27 protein-coding genes are annotated in these 25,219 nt (G+C 57.0%); 9 read left to right on the top strand and 18 right to left on the bottom strand.

Annotation, left to right across the window (positions count from 1 at the left end; translation table 11 throughout):
- A complete protein-coding gene (locus BLU89_RS17465; RefSeq protein WP_074738416.1) occupies window positions 1-1,008 on the top strand; it encodes a flagellin in 1,008 nt (335 codons plus the stop codon).
- Window positions 1,005-2,099 (top strand): flagellar basal body P-ring protein FlgI, encoded by a 1,095-nt coding sequence (locus tag BLU89_RS17460; protein WP_074738414.1) that lies wholly within the window; start codon window positions 1,005-1,007, stop codon window positions 2,097-2,099. The genes BLU89_RS17465 and BLU89_RS17460 overlap by 4 nt, the downstream gene beginning before the upstream one ends.
- Window positions 2,100-2,145: 46 nt before the next feature.
- Here the strand turns inward: BLU89_RS17460 and BLU89_RS17455 are convergent, their stop codons facing one another.
- From BLU89_RS17455 to BLU89_RS17375, 14 genes are all read right to left on the bottom strand, one after another.
- Complete coding sequence (locus tag BLU89_RS17455; protein ID WP_074738412.1) at window positions 2,146-2,790, bottom strand: DUF1523 family protein; 645 nt, start codon at window positions 2,788-2,790, stop codon at window positions 2,146-2,148.
- A 10-nt stretch (window positions 2,791-2,800) separates the two neighbouring features.
- Window positions 2,801-3,067 (bottom strand): hypothetical protein, encoded by a 267-nt coding sequence (locus tag BLU89_RS17450; protein WP_074738410.1) that lies wholly within the window; start codon window positions 3,065-3,067, stop codon window positions 2,801-2,803.
- Window position 3,068: 1 nt separating this feature from the next.
- Window positions 3,069-4,406: a DUF6638 family protein gene (locus BLU89_RS17445; RefSeq protein WP_074738408.1), complete on the bottom strand. Its 1,338-nt coding sequence runs from the start codon at window positions 4,404-4,406 to the stop codon at window positions 3,069-3,071.
- On the bottom strand, window positions 4,403-4,750 hold the full coding sequence (locus BLU89_RS17440; protein ID WP_074738406.1) for a hypothetical protein: 348 nt from the start codon (window positions 4,748-4,750) through the stop codon (window positions 4,403-4,405). Before BLU89_RS17440 ends, BLU89_RS17445 begins: the two co-directional genes overlap by 4 nt.
- Complete coding sequence (locus tag BLU89_RS17435) at window positions 4,747-6,693, bottom strand: AAA family ATPase (RefSeq protein WP_074738404.1); 1,947 nt, start codon at window positions 6,691-6,693, stop codon at window positions 4,747-4,749. The genes BLU89_RS17440 and BLU89_RS17435 overlap by 4 nt, the downstream gene beginning before the upstream one ends.
- 327 nt (window positions 6,694-7,020) lie before the next feature.
- Window positions 7,021-8,139 carry a hypothetical protein gene (locus BLU89_RS17425; protein WP_074738400.1) on the bottom strand — a complete coding sequence of 373 codons (1,119 nt, stop codon included), beginning with the start codon at window positions 8,137-8,139 and terminating at the stop codon, window positions 7,021-7,023.
- Between the two features lie 503 nt (window positions 8,140-8,642).
- A complete protein-coding gene (locus BLU89_RS17410) occupies window positions 8,643-9,722 on the bottom strand; it encodes a coiled-coil domain-containing protein (protein ID WP_074738394.1) in 1,080 nt (359 codons plus the stop codon).
- 202 nt (window positions 9,723-9,924) lie between these two features.
- The gene (locus tag BLU89_RS17405; RefSeq protein ID WP_143030603.1) at window positions 9,925-10,356 is read right to left on the bottom strand and encodes a hypothetical protein; all 432 of its coding nucleotides are present in this window, start codon (window positions 10,354-10,356) and stop codon (window positions 9,925-9,927) included.
- Between the two features lie 219 nt (window positions 10,357-10,575).
- Window positions 10,576-11,043: an Hsp20 family protein gene (locus BLU89_RS17400; protein WP_074738390.1), complete on the bottom strand. Its 468-nt coding sequence runs from the start codon at window positions 11,041-11,043 to the stop codon at window positions 10,576-10,578.
- Between the two features lie 123 nt (window positions 11,044-11,166).
- Window positions 11,167-11,985 (bottom strand): trypsin-like serine peptidase, encoded by an 819-nt coding sequence (locus BLU89_RS17395; protein ID WP_074738388.1) that lies wholly within the window; start codon window positions 11,983-11,985, stop codon window positions 11,167-11,169.
- Window positions 11,982-12,767 carry a trypsin-like serine peptidase gene (locus tag BLU89_RS17390; protein ID WP_074738386.1) on the bottom strand — a complete coding sequence of 262 codons (786 nt, stop codon included), beginning with the start codon at window positions 12,765-12,767 and terminating at the stop codon, window positions 11,982-11,984. Before BLU89_RS17390 ends, BLU89_RS17395 begins: the two co-directional genes overlap by 4 nt.
- Window positions 12,768-12,883: 116 nt before the next feature.
- Window positions 12,884-14,197 (bottom strand): glycolate oxidase subunit GlcF, encoded by a 1,314-nt coding sequence (glcF, locus tag BLU89_RS17385; protein WP_074738384.1) that lies wholly within the window; start codon window positions 14,195-14,197, stop codon window positions 12,884-12,886.
- 3 nt (window positions 14,198-14,200) lie between these two features.
- Entirely contained in the window at window positions 14,201-15,295 is a 1,095-nt protein-coding gene (locus BLU89_RS17380) for an FAD-binding protein (protein WP_074738382.1), read from the bottom strand.
- Between the two features lie 49 nt (window positions 15,296-15,344).
- Window positions 15,345-16,784 (bottom strand): FAD-linked oxidase C-terminal domain-containing protein, encoded by a 1,440-nt coding sequence (locus BLU89_RS17375; RefSeq protein ID WP_074738380.1) that lies wholly within the window; start codon window positions 16,782-16,784, stop codon window positions 15,345-15,347.
- 135 nt (window positions 16,785-16,919) lie between these two features.
- Here BLU89_RS17375 and BLU89_RS17370 point away from each other — a divergent pair, with 135 nt between their 5' ends.
- The gene (locus tag BLU89_RS17370) at window positions 16,920-17,267 is read left to right on the top strand and encodes a hypothetical protein (RefSeq protein WP_074738378.1); all 348 of its coding nucleotides are present in this window, start codon (window positions 16,920-16,922) and stop codon (window positions 17,265-17,267) included.
- A 3-nt stretch (window positions 17,268-17,270) separates the two neighbouring features.
- On the opposite strand, the gene BLU89_RS17365 is transcribed toward BLU89_RS17370, so the two are convergent.
- From BLU89_RS17365 to BLU89_RS17350, 4 genes are all read right to left on the bottom strand, one after another.
- Window positions 17,271-17,756, bottom strand: a complete 486-nt coding sequence (locus BLU89_RS17365) for a flavodoxin family protein (protein ID WP_074738375.1) — start codon at window positions 17,754-17,756, stop codon at window positions 17,271-17,273.
- A gap of 1 nt (window position 17,757) precedes the next feature.
- Window positions 17,758-18,228: a 23S rRNA (pseudouridine(1915)-N(3))-methyltransferase RlmH gene (rlmH, locus tag BLU89_RS17360; protein WP_074738373.1), complete on the bottom strand. Its 471-nt coding sequence runs from the start codon at window positions 18,226-18,228 to the stop codon at window positions 17,758-17,760.
- A 44-nt stretch (window positions 18,229-18,272) separates the two neighbouring features.
- Complete coding sequence (rsfS, locus tag BLU89_RS17355) at window positions 18,273-18,632, bottom strand: ribosome silencing factor (protein ID WP_074738371.1); 360 nt, start codon at window positions 18,630-18,632, stop codon at window positions 18,273-18,275.
- A 164-nt stretch (window positions 18,633-18,796) separates the two neighbouring features.
- Window positions 18,797-20,158 (bottom strand): mechanosensitive ion channel family protein, encoded by a 1,362-nt coding sequence (locus BLU89_RS17350; RefSeq protein WP_245709782.1) that lies wholly within the window; start codon window positions 20,156-20,158, stop codon window positions 18,797-18,799.
- A gap of 103 nt (window positions 20,159-20,261) precedes the next feature.
- On the opposite strand from BLU89_RS17350, the gene BLU89_RS17345 reads away from it, so the two are divergent.
- The 6 genes from BLU89_RS17345 to BLU89_RS17320 all read left to right on the top strand — a co-directional run bounded on the left by BLU89_RS17345 (window position 20,262) and on the right by BLU89_RS17320 (window position 25,216).
- A complete protein-coding gene (locus BLU89_RS17345) occupies window positions 20,262-20,357 on the top strand; it encodes an isopropylmalate isomerase (RefSeq protein ID WP_245709781.1) in 96 nt (31 codons plus the stop codon).
- A gap of 43 nt (window positions 20,358-20,400) precedes the next feature.
- Window positions 20,401-21,804, top strand: coding sequence for a 3-isopropylmalate dehydratase large subunit (leuC, locus tag BLU89_RS17340; protein WP_074738365.1), 1,404 nt, complete (start codon window positions 20,401-20,403; stop codon window positions 21,802-21,804).
- Window positions 21,805-21,842: 38 nt separating this feature from the next.
- Entirely contained in the window at window positions 21,843-22,388 is a 546-nt protein-coding gene (locus tag BLU89_RS17335; protein ID WP_074738363.1) for an HdeD family acid-resistance protein, read from the top strand.
- Window positions 22,389-22,430: 42 nt separating this feature from the next.
- On the top strand, window positions 22,431-23,036 hold the full coding sequence (gene leuD / locus BLU89_RS17330; protein WP_074738362.1) for a 3-isopropylmalate dehydratase small subunit: 606 nt from the start codon (window positions 22,431-22,433) through the stop codon (window positions 23,034-23,036).
- A 330-nt stretch (window positions 23,037-23,366) separates the two neighbouring features.
- The gene (locus tag BLU89_RS17325) at window positions 23,367-24,197 is read left to right on the top strand and encodes a hypothetical protein (RefSeq protein ID WP_074738533.1); all 831 of its coding nucleotides are present in this window, start codon (window positions 23,367-23,369) and stop codon (window positions 24,195-24,197) included.
- Window positions 24,194-25,216, top strand: coding sequence for an endonuclease/exonuclease/phosphatase family protein (locus BLU89_RS17320; RefSeq protein ID WP_074738360.1), 1,023 nt, complete (start codon window positions 24,194-24,196; stop codon window positions 25,214-25,216). Before BLU89_RS17325 ends, BLU89_RS17320 begins: the two co-directional genes overlap by 4 nt.
- Window positions 25,217-25,219: the final 3 nt, after the last annotated feature.

Here is a 25,219-nt window from a genome sequence, read left to right as displayed (position 1 = left end):
ATGACATTGAATTCAATAGGTGATCTGGCGCGCGGCCTGACCTTGCGGTCACGCAGCACCGAGATCAAGTCACAGATCGAGACCCTGTCCTACGAGATGTCCACAGGCCAAGTGCAGGATATCTCAGGCCGTTTAGGGGGCGATTACTCGCATCTGCTGGATCTGGATCGCAGTATCGAGCGGTTGGACGCCTTTTCCATCGCCACCGCGGAGGCGCGCCTGTTCACCGACGCAATGCAGCTAAGCCTGACAACCTTCGGCGATTCAGTGGCTGAATTGTCGGCGTCGCTGCTGTCGTTTGAGACCGCCAATCAGACCGTGACGCACGAACAGGCCTCGGTTCAGGCACGAAATGAGCTCGATACAATGATATCGGCACTCAACACCCGGACAGGCGGGCGGAGCCTGTATTCTGGCACCTCAACCGATATCTCGCCGCTTGCGTCTGCAGAAACTCTGCTAAGCGCGCTGCAGGCTGAGTTGACCGGCCTGACCACTGCGACTGATATTAGACAGGCCGCAGAGGATTGGTTCAACGACCCCACTGGTTTTGATGCGGTCATATATCACGGCAATGCAACGGCCCTGGCGCCGATGCAGGTTTCCGAGAATGAACGGATCAATCTTCCAATCACCGCAACTGATCCCACGCTGAAGGCCGCAATGCGCGATGCCGCCGTTGCGGCGCTCGCGTCGGATGATGCGCTGAACTGGGCGCCGGTGTTGCGGACCGCATTGTTCACAGAACTCGGTGTCGACCTGGCGAATGCACAGGACGCAACGGTCAATCTGCGGGCCGAGGTCGGCGCAGCTGAGGCGCGCGTTGAGCACGCTGCCACGCGCAATGCCGCCGCAAAAACGAGTGCCGAGCACGCCCGCAATGAATTGATAGCCGCAGATCCATACGAGACCGCAGCGCGGCTGCAAACCATCCAGTTTCAGCTGGAGAGCCTGTATTCCGTGACCGTTCGCAATGCCAACCTATCGCTGGTGAATTTCCTGAGATGAAGATACTCGCGTTCCTTCTGATTATCTTACCCTGCATCGCCAATGCAGGTGCTATTCGCCTAAAAGATCTGGTGGATTTCGACGGTGTGCGCGGCAACGATCTGGTCGGCTATGGCCTTGTGGTCGGTTTGAATGGTACTGGCGACGGCCTCCGCAACTCTCCCTTCACCGAAGAGATCATGTCCAACATACTTGAGCGGTTGGGAGTAAACGTGAATGGCGAAGATTTTCGCCCCAAGAACGTGGCCGCTGTGTTGGTCACCGCCAGCCTGCCACCCTTTGCACGTGTCGGTGGACAAATTGATGTGACGGTGTCTGCCATCGGCGATTCCAAGGGTCTGCTGGGGGGGACACTGATTATGACTCCGCTGAATGCGGCGGATGGTCAGATCTATGCCGTGGCGCAAGGTACGGTGCTTGCCGGTGGTACAGCAGTCGGAGGTGACGCGGCATCAGTCACGCGAGGGGTCCCGACATCAGGCGTCATCCCAGCCGGGGCACGGGTCGAACGTGAGATTGATTTTGAACTCTCGACATTGACACTGCTCAGACTGGCGTTGCGCGAGCCCGATTTCACCACTGCGGGGCGTATCGAAGCGGCGATCAACACTGAATTCAATCGCGCCGTTGCAATCATGCGCGATTCCGGCACGGTCGAGCTGAATATCGCCGCAACCCGAACGGCGTCTACCGCCCATGCCATCGGCCGGATTGAAAACATTCTGGTCGAACCCGAAAGCAAGGCCCGCGTCGTTGTGGATCAAAGGTCCGGCACTATCGTCATGGGTAAGGATGTCAGAATTTCGCGCGTGGCGGTATCGCAGGGCAATTTAACTCTTACGGTCGAGGAAGCCCCTATTGCAGTTCAACCCAATCCGTTTGCCCGGGGCGAAACTGTGGTTGTTCCGCGCACATTCGCTGGAATCGAGGAAGAAGAAGGAACCGGGCTAGCAGAAATCCCCGAAGCAACCACTCTTTCCGAGGTGGTCGCCGGATTGAACGCCTTGGGCGTATCGCCACGCGACATGATCGATATCCTGAAAACCATCAAGGCCGCCGGAGCGCTTCACGCAGAGTTCATCGTCAGATGAGCGGTCAAGCGAATGCGCTTTGCTACGAACTACGCCGATATCTGACTTACTTGGATTTCCAACTATCCAGCCAGCGGCGTAAACCCTTGCGTTTTTCATCAATCGCGTCACCTGCAGCGTAAAGTCCATCTTCCATGTTCTCCAGAACAGGATCGATTTTCTTTTGCCGGAATCGACGCCACCTAACCCAGATTGCCCACACAAAGGCTGCAAACAGCGTCAGGAAGATGATGTTGAACCAGGGTATGATGCGAACATCAGGCCCTTCGACATGCCGGATGAAAATCGCATTGGGAAAGATCGACATGAACTCGTTGCGCCAACCGTAATGTGTTACGACCACCCAATCGGGATTTTCTTTGGTCGACTTTGCATCGTTGGCCTCGGTGTAAAGGTTCGCAGTGTCGAATTTGAAGTAGGGCGGCCAGCCCCAACCGGTGTCTTCGTTGCGATAGACAATGGGCTTACCGTTGGTGCGCACAGCTTGAATGAACTGCACATCTCGGTTTGATAGACTGGTGGATTGGTCCTCCGGCTCGGACCAGAAAATCCGCGTCCAATCGTTAAGATCCTGACGTTCTTCGTAGGTGTTGACGATCCGCACAACATCGTGCTGCGGCAGGGAATATTGCAGGATCACGGCAATCGTGCCCCAGAAGATGATAATGAATGCCCATTTCACATAGGCCATGCCGTAACCCTCACATGTAATTCACGATATAGATCAGCGCGCCAATCGCCACCCATGGCACGATATAGACACCCAGGATCAGTTTGCGCCGGAACGAGTTGTCATACACATGCAACCCGCGTTCAACAAAGGCTTCTTTGTTGCCCTTTTTGCCTTTCTCGTCCCACCACGTCTCAAGCTTGCGTCGACGCATCCCACGCGAATAGTAGGACAGCGCAAAATAGGCGACCGTCTGGGCGACCAGCAGGATCAGAAACAGGCGCATAGCTCCGAACATCCTAATTCCTCCCGACCACACCCCATGGGCCAACGCGCGAGATCACCGCATCACTGACCCGGTCCTCCCCGCTCATATCCGGCTCATGCCCGAACAACGCAGCGCGCGAACCGGCCTTGTCCACCTGATACTCGCGCGCGAGGAAGTCGGCAACATAGGCTTTCTTGCTTTCAGGCCATTTGGCGTAGGTGCTGTAGAACAGCTCCTTGTGACAGATGAACAGCTGACGTGGGTCCAGCGGGGCCAGCTCGGCCAGCAGCATGTTCACCAGATCGCGGTTTGGCGTGTTCGCCGCACGCAGCGTATAGAAATACGCCGCATGGTCCGAGGTGATGCGGGGCCAGCGCCCACCATCCGTCGCCCAGCGCAACAGTTGTGCAAGCCCATGATAGGCCTCGGGCAGGCGGTCCGAGTGGTTTCGCGCAAGCCGCCGCATGTCGCTGCGGTCCAGTCCTGTCAGATCTACATCTGCATCTGCGGCGGCGGCAACGGTCAGAAAATCCATCTTCTGCTGCAGGATCGCGGCGGCATCCACGCCGCGTGCTTTGACGATGGGTTCAACCAGATCGTTATAGTCGAGGAATTTGGCAATCTGGTTCCGCTGTGACGGTTCAAAGGCGTATTTGATCGGCAGGTTGTCAGGCTTATCGCCCATGCAGATTGCCGCCGGGTGATCCAGATCAGGAAACAGATACAGCCCCCCGAAATGTGCCGTCCAGAAATTGCGCTGCTCGAACGCGGTATGGCGCAGGTGCACGGGGTTGCGGGTGACGTCTCCGGTTTCCTTGGCCGTCTCGATCATCTTGGCGATCAACACGTCGTCGAACCAGGCATCCTCTTCCGTTTTGAACTGCTCGACCATGCCTGCCAATTGCTGGGCCTTGAGCAAGGTGCCACCTGCGGTGTCAGCCTCAATCTCGATCTTCTGGATGTTGAACAGATCGCGGGGCGTGGTGAGTTTGATGACCGAGTTCACCAATTCTCCGGCCACCGCATCGGTGGCGGTCAGGGCGAACAACTGCGCCTCGTTCACCTCGATGAATTCGCGCAGGATATCGCGCGAGGTCGAGAATTTGACGTTCAGCAACGGTGCGCGTTTCTGCTCGGTCGTCAGCAGGATGAACTGCCGGTTGACCCCATTGGGGTTGAGGTAGAGCTCATCCTCCAGCTCAATCCCCACCTCTGGCGAATAGCCCGAGATATCGACATGAAAATCCATCAGCGCCGTGGTCTTGCCCGCCAGATGCTGCAACGCGCGGTTATACCGCTCGACCAGAGCCGGGCTGGAGATGTGGACAAGGTTGCCAAACATCAGGCCTTTTTCGATGAGGCGGATCATGCTGACTCACCGCTATTTCGTTGCAGTTTTATGGCCCAGTAAATTCCGAACCAAATAGGTGCCGACATGGCAACCCAAACATGCTCAACCCATGGAAAAGCTCCGATAAAGAAACGGAAATCCACTTGGGTCCAAAACCAATTGAAGCCGAAGTACCAAGGTAACAACCCAGTGAAAACGCCAATAGCGACGCTCAGGAAACTCCAAAGCAAAACTGTTGGAGGTGTGTACTCTCCTAGTTCAACGGGCAACACGAGACCGAGCAGGAGCTTCGTCAAAAAGCAACCTGACATAATGCCGAGAATTAACATCAACGGAAATGTTGCCATTACCAACGCTGTCATGGGTTTGCCCCCTGATCCTTCCCCTCCAAATACCGCCGCTTGGCCTCTTCCATCCGGCCCATCTGGCGGATGGCGTTTTCGATGGCGACCTCGTCACTCTTGTCGGCATAGCGGAATTCGCTGTCGGCGTAGCGGTTGATCTCTTGCATAACCATCTCGACCGTGATCGGCTGACGCAGGTCCTCGATCATGGCCTTCTTGATGTCGTAGTCGCGGAACAGGAACAGGTCGGGTTTTTCCATCCATTCGTCGGGCAGCTCAAAGTCCATCGCGCGGACCTTGACCGCGTCGGTGATGTTCTTGATCGCGCGGCCGGTAAAGCGCTCATCCGCCTGCTGGATCGCCTTCAGATACGCCCCCATCTTGGCAATCGTATCCATCTGACCGATCTGACCCTGAATCCGTTCATAGACTTGCAATAGAGCCTCTTCATGGGGGCGGGAATGGCTTTCGAAACTGGCGGCGACGGCCTTTTTGATTTCCTGCGCGGCATAGGCTTCGTGTTCGCCCAACGGGATGTCGTGGTTGCGGCCCATCAGCAGGTGCAGGATGTCGATATAATCCTCACGCGTTTGCGGCCCGTCCACCAGGAACCGCGCGCCCGCCCGTTGACGCAGGGCGTCGTCCACATTTTCAGGGTAGTTCGAGAACATGCCAAAGGTGCAGTTGCCCCGCACGACGGTGTTGGCGCCCGCAAAGCTCTCCATCAGTACAGCGGTGATTTCCAGCTGACCGGCTGACGATTGCCGGTCGCCGCGTTTGCCGGCCAATTGGTCAATATCGTCGATGGTACCGAAGCCGATGACCGAGGGGTCGATGATCGTGTGGATAAACGCCTTGGCGTTTTGGCCGGATTTGCCCTGATAACTGTCGATATTGTCGGTGCTGAGGTTCTGATAGCGGAACGGATAGCCTGCGTTCTGGCAATAGTCGTTGATCAGCCCGGCCATCATCTGGATCAGAGTGGTCTTGCCGGTGCCCGGTTTGCCATCGCCCATGAAGGTAAAGATGAACCCGCCGAGCTCAGCAAACGGGTTCAGGCGGCGGTCGAAGTCATAGGCCATCACCATCTTGGCCAGCTTCATCGCCTGATATTTGGCGATATGGTTGCCGACCACCTCGTTCGGTTTCTTGAACGTCATGGTCAGGGTTGTGGATTTGGCCTTCGAGGCCGGTTCGAACCCCCGGATCGTCAGGTCATCAGCCTCAATATGCCAGGCAGCGTTCTGGAACGGGGCCAGATGGCCTGCAGACTGGGCGCGCAGGGCGGCCTTGTCCATCAGTTGTTCGGCATAGGCGCTGGTGGCCGCGATCAGGTGGGCATCGTCGGGGGCGTGCTTGGCCAGTGTCTGGTCCAGCTCCCACAATGCTCCGTGCAGGGCGAGTTGGCCGTTATCAGTCAGGACCTCTTCGATCTCGCCGATATCGACGGTGGTCTCGCCCAGATGTGAGGACATCAGATAGGCCAGCGCATTACCAAAGGTATGCGACGTGATCAGAGCCTCGGCGGTCAGCAGTTCCGAAAACTCGGTCTTGCGCGCGGCTGGCAGATCGCCCGCAAGGTTCGCACGTTTCAGGTCTGCCAGCGGGGTCTGTTCCGCATAAGACTCGGCGACGGCCAGTGCGATGGCTATGGCACGGCGGATTGCCTGTTGCGTAGTGGCCTGAGGCGGCGAAACCAGCGCATCCCCATCATCCGACGCCTCGATCCGTTCAACCAGATGTATCCCATCGGCCCGTACGGTCCGGCGTGTCACCAGCCCCGGGGTGGTGGACCGGAACCGCCGTCCGGTCGAAACACCCGGTGAGCGTTCAATGGCGGACTCAACTGCCTTTGCGATCCGAGGCGCATGCTCGAATCCATTCAGCAAGGCGGTCGCCGCCGGGTAATGTTTGCGAATATCGTCTTCGCGCAATTCCATCTGATCTGACGTTAAACTCATGATTCACCAATATGCATAGCTAGAGAAAGTGCTGTTCGAAATTACTCCGGCATCATCAATGCTGATGCAGCCCAAATAGAATCCACCAAGATACGCCGGGGGCATCTGGTAACATTCTTGGCTTTCAGACGCCTCAATCCCGGCTCTGTATCGTAAGGCTTCGCCGTCCATTTGATCGATTCCTCGCTTGGCCATCTTTTCCCTAAACTCTATAACAGAGGTTCCGATCTGACTCTGCCGCTCGAACCAATCTCGTTTTGCTGGGAAGTCGACCCCACAGGATGCGAGTGTCATTGACAGAAAGATAAGCAATGCGTTCCTTATCATCTAATACCTCAACACCTGCCCAGCTTTGCTGACCACAAATTTGCGCACATCGGTAAATCCCGGCGGGTTGCGTTCGGCCAGAACCTGAAAAGGACGCTGGGGCAGGATGATCGAGCGCTGCGTGCGGGTGGCCCCGGTCTCGGCCCCCTGCCCACCGAATGGGTCCAACGCAAAGACCTCGCGCTCAACGGTAGAAAACCATCCGGCGCGTTCTTCGATCACCTCTTCGCTTTCCAGTTCCTCGGTTGTCCATGCCAGCGCCCAGTCCTGACCTTGCGGAGATTGCGCGTCCTCCAGCACCTGCCTCAGAGGGCCGGATTGCTCGGTATAGGCCGAGGAGTACATGGGCCCCACATGGATACGACGCATGTGTTTTGGGTGCAGGTCGTCGAAATCCTGATCGAAGCCCTTGGCGATGGTGACCAATTTCAGCCCGCCCAGAGACTGCGCCATCAGATGGGCCTGCACCTCGGGCCAGCGGCGTTGGTCTTTCGGCAGGGCGGTTTTGCCACTATCCTCGAGCTGCATCAGGTAGATGACCGGCAGGTTGATCTGGCTGTCATAGACCGCCCAGTGGATCATGAACTTGCGCCGCTCTCCCTTATTGCCGATCCAGTGACATTCGGGATCGTTGCGGGCCCAGAACAGCTGACCTTTCAGCAATTCCTCGTAATAGAGCCTTTGGGACAGCGCGAATTGCAGCTTGGTGGGGATTGCCTGATCCCCAATGATCGTCCGCACCATGTCGGTTTTCAGGTCGTCTTCCGTGGGCATATTCGCCAGATGTACCTGCGCCTGCTGCGCGTCGTTGGCCATGGTCAGCAATTCGGCCGCCACGGGAAACCCGCTGTCGCGCTTGTCCATGGCGAGGCTGCCAAAAAAACGCCCCGTATCGCGCCCGACCAGCAGGTATTTCATAGACAGCGCGCGGAAGGTGTAGAGCAGCCCCGAGAGGTAGCGCGACACGATCCGCACCTCCTGCTTGCTGATCGCGCCCTCTGCCTCCATCGTCGCGGCCACGCGCAGGAGGTGGACAGTGATCACCTCGAATTTGCGGAAATAGCGGCGCGAGGCGAAAGTGTCGGTCAAGCCGACATGGTCTTGGGTGGGGTCAGTCATCCTCGGCGACTTCTTCAGTTATTACCTTTTTGGTATTTTTAACAATGAGATACAAATTGACTAGGCTACCAACGCAGACCGCCGCGTATATCCCAACATAGCTAGCTGTTGATTCCGGCCAAATCCAAATTAGGCCGAGCACAAACAATGTTGCCACGACCATTTGGTAGATCCATTCAGGCACTGATCTCGGTCGGCCAATTAGTCTGAAATCAGAAATTTTCATTTACGGTTCCCAAGCTGATCAAAAAGCCACGGACGATGTTTCTTTTCGATTTTCTGCATTTCTTCTTTGAGCATCCCCATCGAGTACAGAAGGGCGCAAAAGCTACCGAGACCGACAGCTAGGTTCACCAACAGGAACAAGAATTTGTACTCACCCAAAAATCTATGGGATACGAAGAATATAACTAGCATGGCCGCTACAAGGCACCCGCACATCGCAAGCAATTTTAGCAGTAGAATAAGTACATCTTTTGCCACGTCGAAACCCGCCGTATGGTTCACCCCCCATACAAGTTCTTATCATGCTTCTCGACAATCGAGGCAAAGCGACGTGCAAAGCGTTCGTCCGCCTTGGCCTTTTTCTCCAGCACGTCGCGGGCAAAGACCATGTGATCCTCATGCGCCTCAAGCATGTCGGCCATTTTCTGGTTGGTAGCGGTGCCGATGGCGGCCATGGCGGTTTGCGCCTCTTGATCCGTCTGCACGCCGATCTCGTTGATGCGGTGGGCCACGTCCTGCTGCTGCGCGGTTTTCAGCGATTTGGTCAGGGCATCATACAGCACCACACGCTGTTGCGTGTCTGTCTGCAGCTTGTTGATCAGCACCATCTGCGTCGCCGCCTGGTTTTGCAGTGAATCGACCCAGGTCTTGCCCTTTTCGATATAGCGTTCCAGCGTTTGCGACTTGGCCAGCTTGACCTGCTCTTCCTGAACCTTGGCGTTGTATTGCTTGTTCAGTTCGGCCAGTTCGGTTTCCAGCTGGGTGCGCGCGGCGGCGTCCTGTTCGACGCTGATCTTGTTCTCCAGCGTGATAATCGTCGGGTCCATGCCCTGAATCTCGGCGCGTAACGCCTCCAGCTCGGCCACGGTGGCCTCGCGGTCGTCCAGAGTGCCGCTCAGGTTGTCCTCGACCTTCACGCGCTGTTCTTCCAGCACGGATAGCTGACCCTCCAGCAGTTTCACGATCACATCCGACTTGGCGATCAGGTCCTGCAGCTTATCGTCGATATTGGCGGTGCGCATCCGCTCTTGCCGCATCGATTCGGATTTGCCCTTGGAAAAGATGCCAACAAAGCTCTCCCACCCGGATTTCGAGCGCATTTCGTCGAAATCCTTGGAAAACGCGCTGGTGACGTCATCAAGCCCCATGATCAACTCGGCGATATTGGCGTTCATCACCTCGGTATGGGCGTGCACGTCTTCCAGCGTAGCATTCTCGATGTCGATATCCGCCTCAGCCGTACCAATCTTGGCACGCGCAGCCTCAATCCGCGAAGTCAGCCCTTCGATCTGCGATTGGCTTTCGCGCACCTTGGTCTGAGTTTCCTGAATCAAAGCTTCGAATTGCTGGTTCGACATCTGTCCTATTCCTTTTTTTCTTATCTGCCCAATAACATAGGGAATGTTACACCAATTTACATCCCCTCGAGCACCAAAATCTCGCAAAGCTTCGCAAACTCAGGCGCGAAAAGAAAGGCGTGGCAAGCTCATGTTGAACGGAAAACGACATGCGCGTCACCCACGCAACGCATGGGGCAATTCAGTGATGCAAACTCAACGGTCAGTAGTTTGAGTACCGGAAGTTAACCACCGCATCATTCTGGATTGCGCAATGCGCCTTGATGTGGCTGCGCACATCATTGCTGTCTTTCGAACGCGCGACTTCCAGATCGATAAGATCGATGCCATCAGAGTTCGTCGTGTACGAAAGTGTCCGCTCGAAATCGACGGCATAGTAACCCTGATTGCTCATGGCGGCGTGGGTCCGATGCATACACAGTCCGATTGCATTCTCTTCGGGGGAAACATGCGGATGTTTATGATACTTTGATCCGTGTTTGTGATGGTGTTTGGCGATTGATGCCCCCAACACCCCCAACGCAACCCCTGCAACAAGCGCCCCGGCATCATCGGCGCGGGTCGGCGTCGTGGTCAGTGTGGTCAATGCAACGGCGGCGCAGATTGTCGCTGCGAAAACAGGTTTCATTCGCATCGGCTTCATCTCCCTCTCAGCGCGGTGTACATTGTGCTGTTCCGCGACATGTTCCGAGAAAGACTAGCCCGACATCCTCGACCAGTGCCAGTTTTTTGTGTGTATCTGCAGCCTGCCATCTTAAGGGCGCGGCTCAAAAAACTTCGCCCCGCGCCTGGAGGAACGCGGGGCGTTTGGTGCGACAATCCAGTAAAGATTGTCGCTAAGTGATCAAAGGGCTCAGTTCACGGCTTTTGCGTCAACCACATCCTTTTCGATGGCCTTGCTAGATGAAATCTCGATCCGGCGCGGTTTCAGTGCTTCTGGCACTTCGCGCTTCAGGTCGATGTTCAGCATCCCGTTCTCATGGCTTGCGCCTGTGATGCGAACGTGGTCTGCCAGCGCAAAACGGCGCTCGAACGCGCGGGTGGCGATACCACGGTGCAGATAGCTGCGATCCATTTCTTCCGAGGCTTTCTTGCCTGACACGATCAAAGCATTTTCTTTCACCTCAACCGAGAGATCGGCCTCGGAAAATCCGGCAACAGCGACCGAGATGCGATAGGTATCCGCATCGGTTTTTTCGATGTTGTACGGGGGATAGCTGGGTTGAGCGACGTCATTGGTCAGAACCCTGTCCATCATGTCTGCGATCTGGTCAAAGCCGATAGTGGCGCGGTGAAGCGGTGCAAAATCAAAAGTACGCATGTCGTGATCCTCATCATTGAGCGATTTACGAGATTGCCCTCCGGTATGGACGGGCGGTTATGTGTACCGAACCCCAGCTTTGGCGATCCGGTATATCTCAGATGGGAAGTGACATAATCGGGTTCAAGACCCCCCCGCGCTGATGAACTTTGCACCCGAGCTGGACTTGTCAGACCCCGGCTGCAAGCGGCGGATTGTGGCTGTTGGCCGGGGCGCTTCCCGACGCATGATAGCCTTTAGCTCAGAGACTATTTCGCTTAACTCCATGCCATATCCGATCTTGCGTCGCCCGTCCGAAGCCCCGGCGGAAACCACCGACAATATCTGCCAGCGGGGACCTTTCTTGGCAAGAATCGCTGATCCGGAAGATCCGAATGTGACATCGCAATCAAAGCTGATCAGCCCCTGCCCGCGCCGTAGAATCTGGCAAGAACGCTGCCGCTGGATCGCCTCGGCCCGGCCCCGCCCGTAGGACGCAACGCTGATTTCGCTGTCGCTGATGCGCCCACTGTACAGAGCAAATGGGTTGGCGATCGAGTAGGGAATTGGCTCGTCCAGCCGCATCAGAGCCACATCAACACGGACGCGCGGCGCCGAAACCGGGGCATTGGCAACAAAATCCGGATGGCTTGCGATCTGGGTGATTTTCCGCTCGGCCAACGCCTCTCCGTCACTCAGCCCGGCGCGAAAGGTTACTTCTCCGGGGGTATAAGGCTTGCCGGTGGCCTTATCCAATGCACAATGCGCCGCTGTCAGAACAATGTCTTTTGCAATCAAAGTGCCCGTACAAAACCCCTGGTCGCCGATATCCAGGCGCCCGACGGCCTCCCATCCCCATAGATCATCCCGATCTGTCAGGCGACGCTTGCCGCTGTTTTGGGCCTGTGTTGCAGTTGCAAGAACGGAAAAGATCAAAACAATGCTAAGTAGAAAATGGGTCATGGCTTGATGAATTTTGCTCCAAGATGTTTCGTATTGTTGTCCAGCGAGGCGTTCATGCCCCTTCCTTGTGACAGTTCGGCCTGCAGCAACTCCAACGATTGATCCAACGCGGCGCCCAACGCGACGCGGTTCCCTCGCATTTCGGCCTTGGCCGCAACGACAGACACGATGCGCGGCCGCTCACCTTCAAATGAAAATACCGGTGCACCGGACGCCCCGAAATCCACGTTGCACGACATTATCAGTATACCCGCCTGTCGCCCGATGACCGAGCAAACCTCTTGCAGCGACGGCGCTTCGGCACGGTCGTGAGCATATGAGACCACACCCACATCCTCGCCCCGGGCGGGTCGGCGCCCGGTTTCAAAAGGAATAACCGAGGTGTTGCGGATCGGCTGCCACAGCTCGATCAAAGCAATGTCGTGACGCACCCGCGTTGCAGACACACCGCCATCATATTGATAGTCCGGATGCACCACGGTTCGACGCGCCGGCCTATAGGCTGAGGCATGTCCAAGGCGCCATCCGGCCAGAAACTCGATCCTTGCCGGATCAATCCGCTGTTTCGTGGCTTTGTCATACAGGCAATGGGCCGCTGTCAGGACCAACGTGGGTGAAATCAGAGAACCGGTACAAAATCCGGTTCCATCAATGTCCAGCCGTCCGACAGCCATCCACTCGCGTCCGGCATCGGTGGTTTCCAGGCGTTCCAACCCAGTATCCTGTGCCAGCCCTGCCAATGGCAGCACGCTGAAGACAAAAGCCGTGATCCAGTTGCGCACGCGGGTCTCCGGTCATGAGGTCCGACCAATGTTCATATGCTCGTGGTGCGGCAAAAATAGGGCAATTGCCAACCGAAGAGATTTCCGTCTGTTCCAGCGCGCGCTTGTCAATCGCGCTAACGCAGGCGGGGAACCTTGCACCCATCATCCCGCAGGGCGCGCGGCTCGGGTCCGCCGGTGGCCCAGTCCAGCAGTTCAACCGTATGCACAATGGGCGTGTCAGTGCCTGATCCGATCTGCATCATGCATCCTATGTTTCCCGCCGCAATGACATCAGGATTTCGGGCCTCAAGTGTGCGCAGCTTGCGATGTTTCAACTGGCGTGAAATCTCGGGCTGCATCAGGTTGTAGGTCCCGGCGCTACCACAGCACAAATGGCTATCAGCAGGCTCTAACACGGTGAATCCAGCAGTTTTCAGCAGATTCTTTGGATGGGATGTAACCTTTTGACCATGCTGAAGCGAACAAGCCGCGTGATAGGCGACAACCAGTTCTTTCTTATCACCGGCCGGAACCTCTAATTGCACTAACAACTCAGTGATATCCATGGCCAAGGTAGACACACGCGCAGCATCCGTGGCCAGCGCGTCATTGCGGAACAGATGTCCGTAGTCCTTGATCGTGGTCCCGCAACCCGACGTGTTGATCACGATCGCATCCAGGCCATCGCCATCCATTTCGCGCACCCAGGCGCGGATATTGGCCGCAGCAGAGGCATGGCTCTCGCGCGTTTTACCCATATGATGGGTCAAAGCGCCACAACAGCCCGCGCCCTCGGCGACCACGACTTCGCACCCCAATCGGGTCAGAAGTCGAATCGTAGCGTCGTTGATATCGGTGTTCAGGGCCTTTTGCGCACAACCCGTCATCAGCGCGACGCGCTTCTTACGTGCGCCCTTTGGCGCAAAGCTCTGCGGATCGTCGTTGCGACTGACCGGCGGTATATTTCTGGGTGCCATCTCCAGCATCGCCTTCAACCGGGCATCCGGCATCAGAGATCGAAAGGGCCGACCCAGGCGGCCCCCAATCAGTGCCCAGCGAAAGCGCATGGGATAAGGCAGGATTCTGGCGAGTATCCAACGTAGTGCACGATCAGAGAACGGGCGTTTATAGTTCGCCTCGATGTATTCACGCGCGTGATCGACCAGATGCATATAGTGCACGCCTGACGGGCAGGTGGTCATGCAAGCGAGGCAGGACAGGCAGCGGTCAATATGCCTGACGGTCTTTTCGTCCGGCACCCGTTCGTTCTCCAACATGTCCTTGATCAGGTAAATGCGCCCGCGCGGACTGTCCAGTTCATCACCCAGCACCTGATATGTCGGGCAGGTTGCAGTGCAAAACCCGCAATGAACGCAATTCCGCAGGATCTCATTAGATCGCTGAACGGCCGGGTCCAGCAGTTGCTTTTCGGTAAATGTCGTCTGCATCGTCTATCTCATGAGCCCTTGATTGAACACACAGCGTGGATCAAACTTTTGTCGGATTCCCCTTGTTAGAGCCTCTACTGTCGCATCCTCGGGATGAAAGCGACCCAAGTCCTCCAGGGTTCGGGCATCTGCACGCACAAGCGTCGCATGACCTTCGAAACGACCCAACCGCACAGGCAGATCGGTGCCGCCGGGCACCAACGCCCAGATCAACCCGCCGCCCCAATCATACAGAACCCGATCAGCGTTGATGCGCGCGGCAATATCTGGGGCATCGCCGGGTTTGACCGACAATCGCCAGACATCCCCGTCAAGGTCTTCGAATCCGCGGACATCGCGCAAATCGTCCCATAGCGCGGCCGAGCCCGCACTTTCGACGCTCTCACCGCCGAGGATTTCGCGCAATCGATCAAGCCTGTACGCAACCGAGTCGGAAAACCCTTCGAGCCGCAACAAGGCCTGTCCGTTTGTCGGGTCATATGCCGCCCCACTCACTTCGTACGGAGACTTCAACGCCGCCGACATCACCGACACCGCCGTCCGCACATCGTCCACACTCACTGTCAGGCTCATTTGGACTTCAGGCATGGGCAAAACCTTGAGAGAGACCTCAGACAACACCCCCAGCGTGCCCCAAGACCCAGCCAGCAATTTGACCAGATCGTAGCCGGTGACATTTTTCATCACCCGCCCACCATTCTTGATCACCTGCCCCTGCCCGTCGACATAGCGCACACCCATCAGAAAATCTCTGCACGCTCCGGCCTGTATCCTGCGCGGACCGGATATGTTGGCAGCTACAACACCGCCGATCGTCGGTTCACCTGTTGTGCCAAGCAGGCGGCGATGATCCATCGGTTCAAACGCCAGTTGCTGACCCTCGGTCTGCAGCGCTGCCTCGATCTCGGCCAAAGGCGTTCCGGTGCGGGCGACCAGCGTCAAGGCACCGGGTTCATACAGGGTAATTCCGCTCAACCCTGCAGTTGTCAGCACCGGGTCAGTGCCGCCGATCCCACGCGTACCGCCGCCCACAACGTGCACCGGACCGTTCAACCCAGCTACGAGTTCAGCAAGTTCAGCTTCGGTTTCAGGTCTCATGGCGCTTCATCTTTTCCTAAATTTCCGCGGATCGAGGGGGCAAAGCCTTTTACTCAACCGCTATCCTGCGCGCAGCTGACGCCCTCAGTGGAAACACCTTGGCCGGGTTCAACAGCCAATCCGGGTCAAACACATCTTTCAACGCCATCTGTGCCTCAAGGTCCTGAGGCGCATATTGATGGGCCATCAGATCCCGCTTTTCGATGCCAACCCCATGCTCACCGGTCAAACAGCCACCCACATCAACGCAGAGCTTCAAGATGTCCGCCCCGAAGGCCTCACATTTCTCAAGATCACCGGGTGTGTTGGCGTCAAACAGGATAAGAGGGTGCATGTTTCCGTCACCGGCATGGAAAACGTTACCTACGGGTAGGCCGTATTCCTTGCTCAGTTCCCCGATCCGGCGCAGCACCAAAGGCAGAGAGGAGACCGGGATGGTGCCATCCAGGCACATGTAATCGTTGATCTGGCCCATCGCACCAAAGGCCGATTTCCGCCCCAACCAGATACGCGCGCTTTCGTCCGCCGTTTGGCTTTCGCGCAGCTCAACCGGATTGTGGCGCTTGGCGATCTCTATAATCTTCGACAACTGACTGTCGATCTCAGTCTCTGACCCTTCGACTTCGACAATCAGCAAAGCCTCGCAATCAGGGTATCCTGCTTTGGCAAAATTCTCGCAGGCCCGGATACAAAGGCGATCCATGAACTCGATCGCGACGGGCAAGATGCCCGATTTGATAATGTCAGAGACACACTGACCCGCCACTTCATTGTCATCGAATCCCATCAGGACCGGCCGTGCCCCTTCTGGTTTGCGCAGAATTCGAAGGGTCGCCTCGGTCACCACGCCCAACTGCCCTTCGGACCCGCAGATGACGCCAAGCAGGTCCAATCCGCCGGCATCCAAATAGGCACCCCCGATTTCGGCCACGCTGCCATCCATCATGACCATGATCACACCCATCAGGTTGTTGGTGGTCACCCCATATTTCAGGCAATGCGCACCGCCCGAATTCATTGCGATATTACCCGCAATCGCGCAGGCCAACTGGGAAGAGGGATCAGGCGCATAGAAGAAGTCCTGCTCCTCTACCGCGCCGGTTACACTCAGATTGGTTCGGCCGGTTTGTACCCTGATAAACCGGTTGTCATAGTCAACCTCGAGCACCTCATTCATCCGGGCAACCCCCAGGATCACGCAATCTGCCGTCGGTAAAGCACCACCCGCCAGCGACGTACCCGAGCCTCGTGGCACCACCGGCACCCCTTCAGCGTGACAGATGCGCAATACGTCCGAGACCTGTTGCGTGGTCGATGGCAACACCGCAAGCATGGGCGGGCATTTGTAGGCCGTCAGCGCATCACATTCATAAGCACGGGTTTCGGCCTCATCATGGATGACAGCTTCTGGTGGCAAAACCTGCTGCAACTGTGCCACCAGCGCCCGCTTGCGCGCCAGAACATCCGGATTTGGCTGCGGCATTTCCATCGCTGATCCTCCATTTGGTAAAATAATATTACCAATTTACCAAGATGGCAAGCGCCCGTGCTACACCAACGTACATTCCTCACGAAACACACAGACGTGATGACAGCACAGCACTCACCGTTTTAGGGTCAGGCCATGCGATATCTGATTCTCTGCGCCCTTCTGGCCAGCCCCGCTTTTGCCGACACTCCAGTGATCGAACAGGTCGTTGCCCGTTCAAGCGGTGACACCTGGCAATTCGATGTGACGATCCGTCATCCGGATACCGGGTGGGACCACTACGCCGACGGGTGGCGAGTGCTGGATATGCAGGGAAACGAGCTGGGTATGCGCGTATTGCATCACCCACATGAAAATGAGCAACCATTCACCAGATCGCTGAGCGGTGTCACCGTCCCCGAAGGCCTGACGCAGGTGCAGATACAGGCCCGGTGCAGTGTCGACGGCTGGAATGATAGCACCGCGGTGGTCGATCTGAACTGACGTTCAGAATACACCCAGCGCAAGCCCTGCAGCCAGAACGGCGCCGACCTCCCGACACATGCCCAACTGATCTGCGGGAATGGTTTTTTCAGCCATTATCGCCTCAGGCGTTTGCGCATGGGTGCAGATGATCAAAGGCGGCTGCACCTCTTTCAGTCGCCAGCCCGTGGCAATGCGCGCGATCTGGCGCGCGGCGTTTTCCCCGTCTGATCCAGCGCAGATCATCTGCGCATAGGGTCGGCCTTCGATACCGCCCAGCACGGGATAGTAGCTGCGGTCAAAAAATTCTTTCATCAGGCCTGAAATCGCGGCCAGATTCTCGGGAGCGCAAAAGATATAACCGTCAGCCGCCAGCAAATCCTCGGGCCCGGCCCGATCAGCGGTTTTCAGGATCGTATGAGCTTCGTCTCGCGCGGCGTCTGCTGCAGCCTCGGCCATTTGCCGGGTGCCGCCGGTGCGCGAATGATAAACGATCAGTAGCTGCGCCATGTCAGACCCGGTGATAGGGACCGCCCGACAGGATGGTTGCGGCCCGGTAGAGTTGTTCGCCCAGCATCACACGAACCAGCATATGGGGCCAGACCATCGAGCCGAATGAAATGGAAAAATCCGCCTCGGCCCGCAGATTAGGGTCTATTCCGTCAGCCCCACCTATGACCAGCGCCAGATCCTGTCGGCCTGCATCACGCCAATTGCCCAGTTTCTTAGCGAAGTCAGGTGACGACATGACTCGCCCGCGCTCATCCAACGTGCAGATCACCGCGCCCTTGGGCAGCGCCTTGCGCAGCAGAGTGGCCTCGGCGCCCATCCCTGCGTTTTTCTTATCCTCAACCTCGATCACTCGCGCAGGACCAAGGCCCAGCGCACGGCCGGTTCGGTCGAAACGGGTTAAGTAATCGTCAAGCAGGGATTTCTCCGGTCCGGCGCGCAATCGCCCGACCGCAACGATGCTGATACGCATGTCTCTCTCGCCTCCGGCCTTTCAATACTGGCCGGGATAGCGCCTCAGTTCGCCGAGGCGCTGCCGCCCTGAGGCAGCCACATCTTTTCCAGCTGGTAGAATTCACGCACTTCGGGGCGGAAGATATGGACGATCACATCGCCCGTATCGATCAACACCCAGTCGCCGGCATCCTTGCCTTCGACCTTCGATGTGAAACCGAATTCCTGCTTGATGCGATCCATCAGCTTTTCCGCCATGGCCGAGACCTGACGAGTCGATCGACCCGAGGCAATGACCATGTGATCCGCGACGGACGATTTGCCCTGCAGGTTGATCTGCACGACGTCTTCGGCCTTGTCATCGGAAAGTGAGGAAAGGATACGCTCAAGCAGCTTGTCGCTGATTGACTGAGAGTGGGCCATTACACTGGCCCCATCTTCGGCGGGCAAACCCGCCTGTGTATGTAGAGACAGGACATAGTCCTCCTTTGCTGCGCGCCGCAAAACCCCGGCGCAGGGGTACTAATAAGGTAACAAGGGGATTGCAACATTTCAATGAAGGCGCGCAGAGGCCAGTGCACATCGCGTCACTCTTTAGCGAGTTGTTGCCCGTCTGCGCCGTGCGATTCGTTGCCAAGAACGCGAACTTCGCGCTGCGGGAAGGGGATCGAGATGCCCTCGGCCTTGAAGGCATCCCACAGCGCCAGAAAAACATTGCCCCGGATATTGGTCAGACCCTTGTTCGGATCGCTGATCCAGAACCGCAGCACATAGTCCACGCTGCTGTCTCCAAACCCGGTGATGTGACAGACGGGCTCGTGTTTGCCACCGCTCAGCACGCGCCCAACGGTTTTAACGGATCGGATAGCCGTTGCGCGCACATGATGCGGGTCGTCACCATAGCTGGTACCGAAATCCAGGTCGAGCCTTACGAAACGGTCGGAATGTGACCAGTTCACCACCTGATTGGTAATCAGGTCTTCGTTCGGAATCAGGTATTCTCGCCCATCTCGGGTGACGACCGAGACATAGCGTGCGCCCAGCGCATTGATCCAACCAAACGTATCCCCCAGCGAGATCACATCACCCGGCTTGATCGATCGGTCCATCAAAATGATGATGCCCGAAATCAGGTTCGAGACCACCTTTTGCAACCCAAACCCGATCCCAACGCCGATCGCACCGGACAACAGGGCAATCCCCGTCAGATCAAACCCAAGCGTGCGGATTGCCGCCATGAAAACCGCGCCATAAAGCAGGACCTGAATGCCCTTGGCCAACAACACCTGCATCGAGGGCGTAATATCCGCGTTGCCCTTTAGACCCCGCTCGGCTGTGCGCGTCCCGATCCGCGCCAGTGTCAACAAAACACCAATCAGGAGGACGGCCTTGATGATCCCAAGGACCGATATATGAAGGTCACCGATGGTAATCGCTACGCCATCGAGAAATTCCGCCACATCGTCCGTCAGCCCCAAAGCAATCAATGTTGCGTAGATCCACATCGACCATTTAAAAATTTGCCGCAATGTTCGGTTGCGGACCAATCGTGACACAAGCGCGATGGCCAGCCATGCCACGGCCAAGGTCGCTATGACCCCGATGATGTAACTGTGAGAGGGCCACGTCGTGTTCTGCATCACCCAATAGAGCGACCAGGACATGAGCACAAAATACACAAGCGTCAGGCGCCGCATGAGTTGGATCAGGAGGCGCAGACGCCATTTCGGCCATCCGGTGCGCGCGCGGGCCCATGAATCCCAGCGATTTTGGGTCAGGAATTTCAGCAGGAATGCCAGCGTCCACAAAAACAGGATGATGACCAGTTGATACTGTCTCCAGCCCGGTGTGACGATCAATTCGATCAGATTCTCAAATTGTGCTGAAAAGGCCGCCGCCATATTGCCGTAAAGCTCGGACAGCGATTCTGGTAGCAAATCCTGATTCATGACCATCAGCTTGACCATCCGCAAGATAGGATGCAAGCCCGCAGCCCGATTGAACCTTGATTGCCATCAAACCCCGTTATATCTGGTGCGCATGAGACTCAAAGTGGCCCAAATCCAGAATCTGGAAGACCGTGCGCGTTTGCGTGAACGGTTCTATGGGGCCGCCCGCACGGTTCTGGCCCGCCTATCTGCGGCCTAAGCCATTTCGCCAGCTATTTCTCATTACATACGGGAGAGGACAGATGTCCCCCAAAACACTCTATGACAAGATCTGGGATGCCCATGTCGCGCACGAAGCCGATGATGGCACCTGCCTGCTTTATATCGACAGGCATCTGGTTCACGAAGTGACCAGCCCGCAAGCCTTTGAAGGGCTGCGCATGGCAGGCCGTCCGGTGCGCGCGCCAGAAAAGACCATCGCCGTTCCGGACCACAATGTTCCGACCACGCCGGATCGTGTGAACGGAATCGAAAACCCGGAATCGCGCATTCAGGTTGAAGCGCTGGACAAGAACGCCAAGGATTTCGGCATTCACTACTACCCGGTGAATGATGTCCGTCAGGGCATCGTGCACATTGTAGGCCCGGAACAGGGTTGGACCCTGCCCGGTATGACCGTTGTTTGCGGTGACAGCCACACTGCGACTCATGGCGCATTCGGCGCGCTGGCCCACGGCATCGGCACGTCCGAGGTTGAACACGTTCTGGCCACGCAGACGCTGATCCAGAAAAAATCCAAGAACATGAAGGTGGAAATCACCGGCAAACTTCAGCCGGGCGTGACCGCCAAGGATATCACTCTGGCCGTGATCGGTGAGACTGGAACCGCCGGCGGCACCGGCTATGTCATCGAGTATTGCGGCGAAGCGATCCGCGATCTGTCGATGGAAGGTCGCATGACCGTCTGCAACATGGCGATCGAAGGCGGCGCGCGCGCGGGCCTGATCGCGCCGGATGAGACCACCTATGAATATGTAAAAGGTCGCCCGCACGCACCCAAGGGTGCCCAATGGGAAGCGGCTCTGAACTGGTGGAAAACGCTTTATACTGACGACGACGCGCATTTCGACAAGGTCATCACCCTGCGCGGTGAAGACATCGCACCCGTCGTGACCTGGGGCACCAGCCCCGAGGACGTGCTGCCGATCACCGCAACCGTTCCTAACCCGGAAGATTTTGAAGGTGGTAAAGTCGACGCGGCCCGCCGATCCATCGAGTACATGGGTCTGGAAGCCGGTCAGAAGCTGAGCGACGTTGAAATCGACACCGTGTTCATCGGATCGTGCACCAACGGCCGTATCGAGGACCTGCGCGCAGCCGCCAAGATCCTGAAAGGCAAGAAAATCAAGGACGGGATGCGTGCCATGGTCGTGCCCGGTTCGGGTCTGGTGCGTGCACAGGCCGAAGAAGAAGGTCTGGCCGATATCTTCAAGGAAGCCGGATTTGAATGGCGTCTGGCGGGATGTTCTATGTGTCTGGCGATGAACCCCGATCAGTTGCAACCGGGCGAACGTTGTGCCGCGACCTCGAACCGCAACTTTGAAGGGCGTCAGGGCCGGGGCGGGCGCACCCATCTGCTGAGCCCCGCGATGGCGGCTGCGGCAGCGATCACGGGACGGCTTACAGACGTCCGTGAATTGATGTAAGAGTCTCTCATATCTAAATATTTGATGGAGAGACAAACATGAGTGATTGGGTCAAATGGCTGCTGCTGGGACTGCTGTCCATAGCGTTCGGCGTATTCGTGCTGGGTGCACCTGTGGTTGCATCGGTTGCCGTGACCGTCGTCACCGGCGTTCTACTGCTGATCGCAGGCGGCTTGCAGGTGGTCGGCGGCTTTACCGTTGAGGGCACCGGCAACAAAATCCTGTCGCTCATCATGGGTGTGGTTATGCTGTTCCTGGGCTGGTCCTTTCTGGATCACCCGCTTCAGGGCACGCTGACATTGGCGACTGTGGTGCTGATCCTGTTCATGGCAGGCGGCATCGCACGGATCATCCTGTCGTTCCAGATGAAGGGAACACAGTTTTTCTGGCCCACGCTGATCTCGGGCATCTTGTCGATCCTGCTGGCCGGTATCATCTGGTCCTATGCGGCATCGGAATCCGCAGCTCTGCTGAGCTTGCTGGGTATCCTGCTGGGCATCGAGATGCTGTTCAATGGGTTCGGATTGGTCTTCATGGCGTTCTTCGTCAAGAACGCACCCAACGACGAAACGAAACAAGCTTAAACGCGGGACATGGGCGCGGCCCACTCTCGCAGGAGTGTAGACATGGAAAAGTTCGACAAAGTCCACGGGGTGGCCGCCCCGATGCCATTGATCAATATCGATACCGATATGATCATTCCCAAAGTTCACCTGAAAACCATCAAACGGTCCGGCCTTGGCGTCGTGCTGTTTGATGAGATGCGTTTTCACGAACATGGCGGAGAGAACGAGGATTTCGTCCTGAACAAACCCGCCTATCGCAACACCGAGATTCTGGTGGCGGGTGACAATTTCGGCTGTGGCTCATCGCGCGAACACGCGCCCTGGGCAATCAAGGATTTCGGCATCAAGGTCGTGATCTCGACCAGCTTTGCCGACATCTTCTTTAATAACTGCTTCAAGAACGGCATCCTGCCCATCGTGGTCGAAGAAGAGCATCACGCGATTCTGATGGATGATGCGCACAAGGGCGAAAACGCCCGCATGACCGTTCACCTTGAAGATCAGCAGGTCACCACTTCGGATGGGATTGTCATCGAGTTCGACATCGACCCGCACCGCAAGCACTGCCTGTTGAACGGTCTGGACGATATCGGCCTGACCATGGAAAAAGACCACCACATCGACAAATTCGAGAATCACGCCAGCCAGGCCCGCCCCTGGGTATGATTCTGGGGACGAATCTGTTGATACTCAACTTAACGGGGTCGCCAGCGCGACCCCGTTCGCATTCTTGGGGTTGAGTTTTCAGAATCCACAATATCTAGGTATCATTTTGAGATACACGTCGGATTTGCGTCGGAAATGATGCAATCCCGCACCAGTTGCGCCATCATTTTGCCCGAAATTGCGTGTTTTCTGCACACTGGCTTGAGCGAAATACCGCTTATCGGCAATGTTGGCTCCCATGAGGTAGCCGCCAATGAACGAGCGGTGAGCACAAGTTGGACGATAAGTCGGCACAGAATCGACTACTCCGGTTTGGAAAGGGTTCGGATTGTGATTGCACGCACAACGGGGGCGGCGATACGTGGATTGTTGGTAGCACTGATGGTGCTAACCCCTGCGTTGTACCTGCCTACATCGACGTCGAACGGGACTGAGATTGTCGTCTTTCTGGCGATCCTTGCGTTTATCCTGACTTTCTCTGAATACAACTCAGCCTTTCCCAGCTTTATCGAATTCCGTGATGCTCCGCCGGTGAACCGGCTGCGTTTTGTCGGCCTTATGTCGATGGTCACGTTCCTGACCCTGATCTGCAAAAACGCCTATGCCCCCTCAGACCTGACAGCTGTGTTCTACTCGATTGGCCTGATGGTCTCGAGCGTGGTGGACTTCCCATATTCCCCCGTTCGGCTTGTGGTTCTGATGCTTCCTGGCGATGCCAGCCAGCCTTTGGTTGAGCTTGTGCGAATTTCCGCCAGCATCGCCTATCTTGCAGCGTTGGTCACCATCGCCAGCTTTGCCTATGCGGTAAAACTTCGGGGGTGGCCCACGGGGAATGGCGCGTTCAACGTCTGGACCAATCTGCCGCTGTTTGACCCGACCAAGGGCGGTGATGTTGTAACACGTCTGCAACGCGACGGACGGCTGAACATCGCAATCGGGGCCTTGCTGCCATTCCTGATCCCCGCTGCAATCAAACTGACGGCTGAATTTATTACGCCGATAGCGCTCAGTGATCCTCAAACCCTGATCTGGACGCTTTGCGCATGGGCCTTCCTGCCCGCCAGCATGATCATGCGCGGCATGGCGACGCTGCGCATTGCCGGCCTGATTGTGGAAAAACGCCGTTCCTACTCTACCGCCGAGACAACCCAGATCGCATGATCCGCGTCCTGATCCTGTTATTGCTGCCCTTCGCGGCACAGGCAGAGACGTTACGCGTTGCAAATTTCAACACCGAACTAAGCCGCAAGGGTCCCGGCATTTTGCTGCGTGACATCCAGCGCGCTGATCCGCAGGTTAACGCAGTGATCGAGGTGATGGCGGCAACCCGCCCCGACATCATAGCCCTTCAGGGACTCGATTGGGATCTCGACGGGCTTGCCCTTGCAGCCTTGGCAGAGGCGCTGAATGACCGAGGCCTGAACTATCCGCACAGCTTCACAGCGCAGCCCAATTCGGGGGTCGAAACGGGTCTGGATCTGGATGGGGACGGCAAGACCGGTGGCCCCGGTGACGCGCAGGGCTGGGGGCGGTTCACGGGTCAGAACGGGCTGGCGGTTTTGTCCCGCTATCCGATCGAGACCGACAAAGTGCAGTCCTTTTCCGAAATGCTGTGGCAAGATCTGCCGGGGGCGACCCTCCCAACCGTGAAAAGGGAACCCTTCCCGTCTGGGCAGGCCCAGTCCGTCCAAAGACTGTCTTCGACCGCGCATTGGATCATACCGATTGACGCCCCGGGTGGCCGTATCGATCTGATGACCTTTCACGCCAGCCCTCCGGTCTTTGATGGACCCGAGGATCGGAACGGGTTGCGTAACAGGGATGAGATTCGGTTTTGGTCGCTGCTTCTGAATGGTGACCTCGGCCCTTTCTCTTCGCACCGTTTCATCATCGCCGGCGATGCGAATCTGGACCCGCACAGGGGGGAAGGCCACAAACCTGCAATCAGGAACCTTATTGCCAACCCATTGATCCAGGACCCGATGCCTGTGGACCCCGCCGGGTCGGCCTCAACCGTGGCGTGGAAGGGCGTTGGTGAGATGCGAGTGGATTACGTATTGCCCTCAGCCGATTGGCGCGTACTGGATGCAGGCATCTATTGGCCCGAAACCGAAGCCCGCGACGTTGCTGAAACAGCAAGCCGTCACCGGCTTGTATGGGTCGATCTGTACGACGATTAGCGA

Origin of the sequence: Ruegeria halocynthiae (assembly GCF_900106805.1) — a bacterium.
In the GTDB taxonomy this organism is placed as follows: Bacteria; Pseudomonadota; Alphaproteobacteria; order Rhodobacterales; family Rhodobacteraceae; genus Ruegeria; species Ruegeria halocynthiae.
The sequence above is the reverse complement of the archived record's forward strand: the minus strand, read 5'-3'. Positions and strand labels throughout refer to the sequence as shown.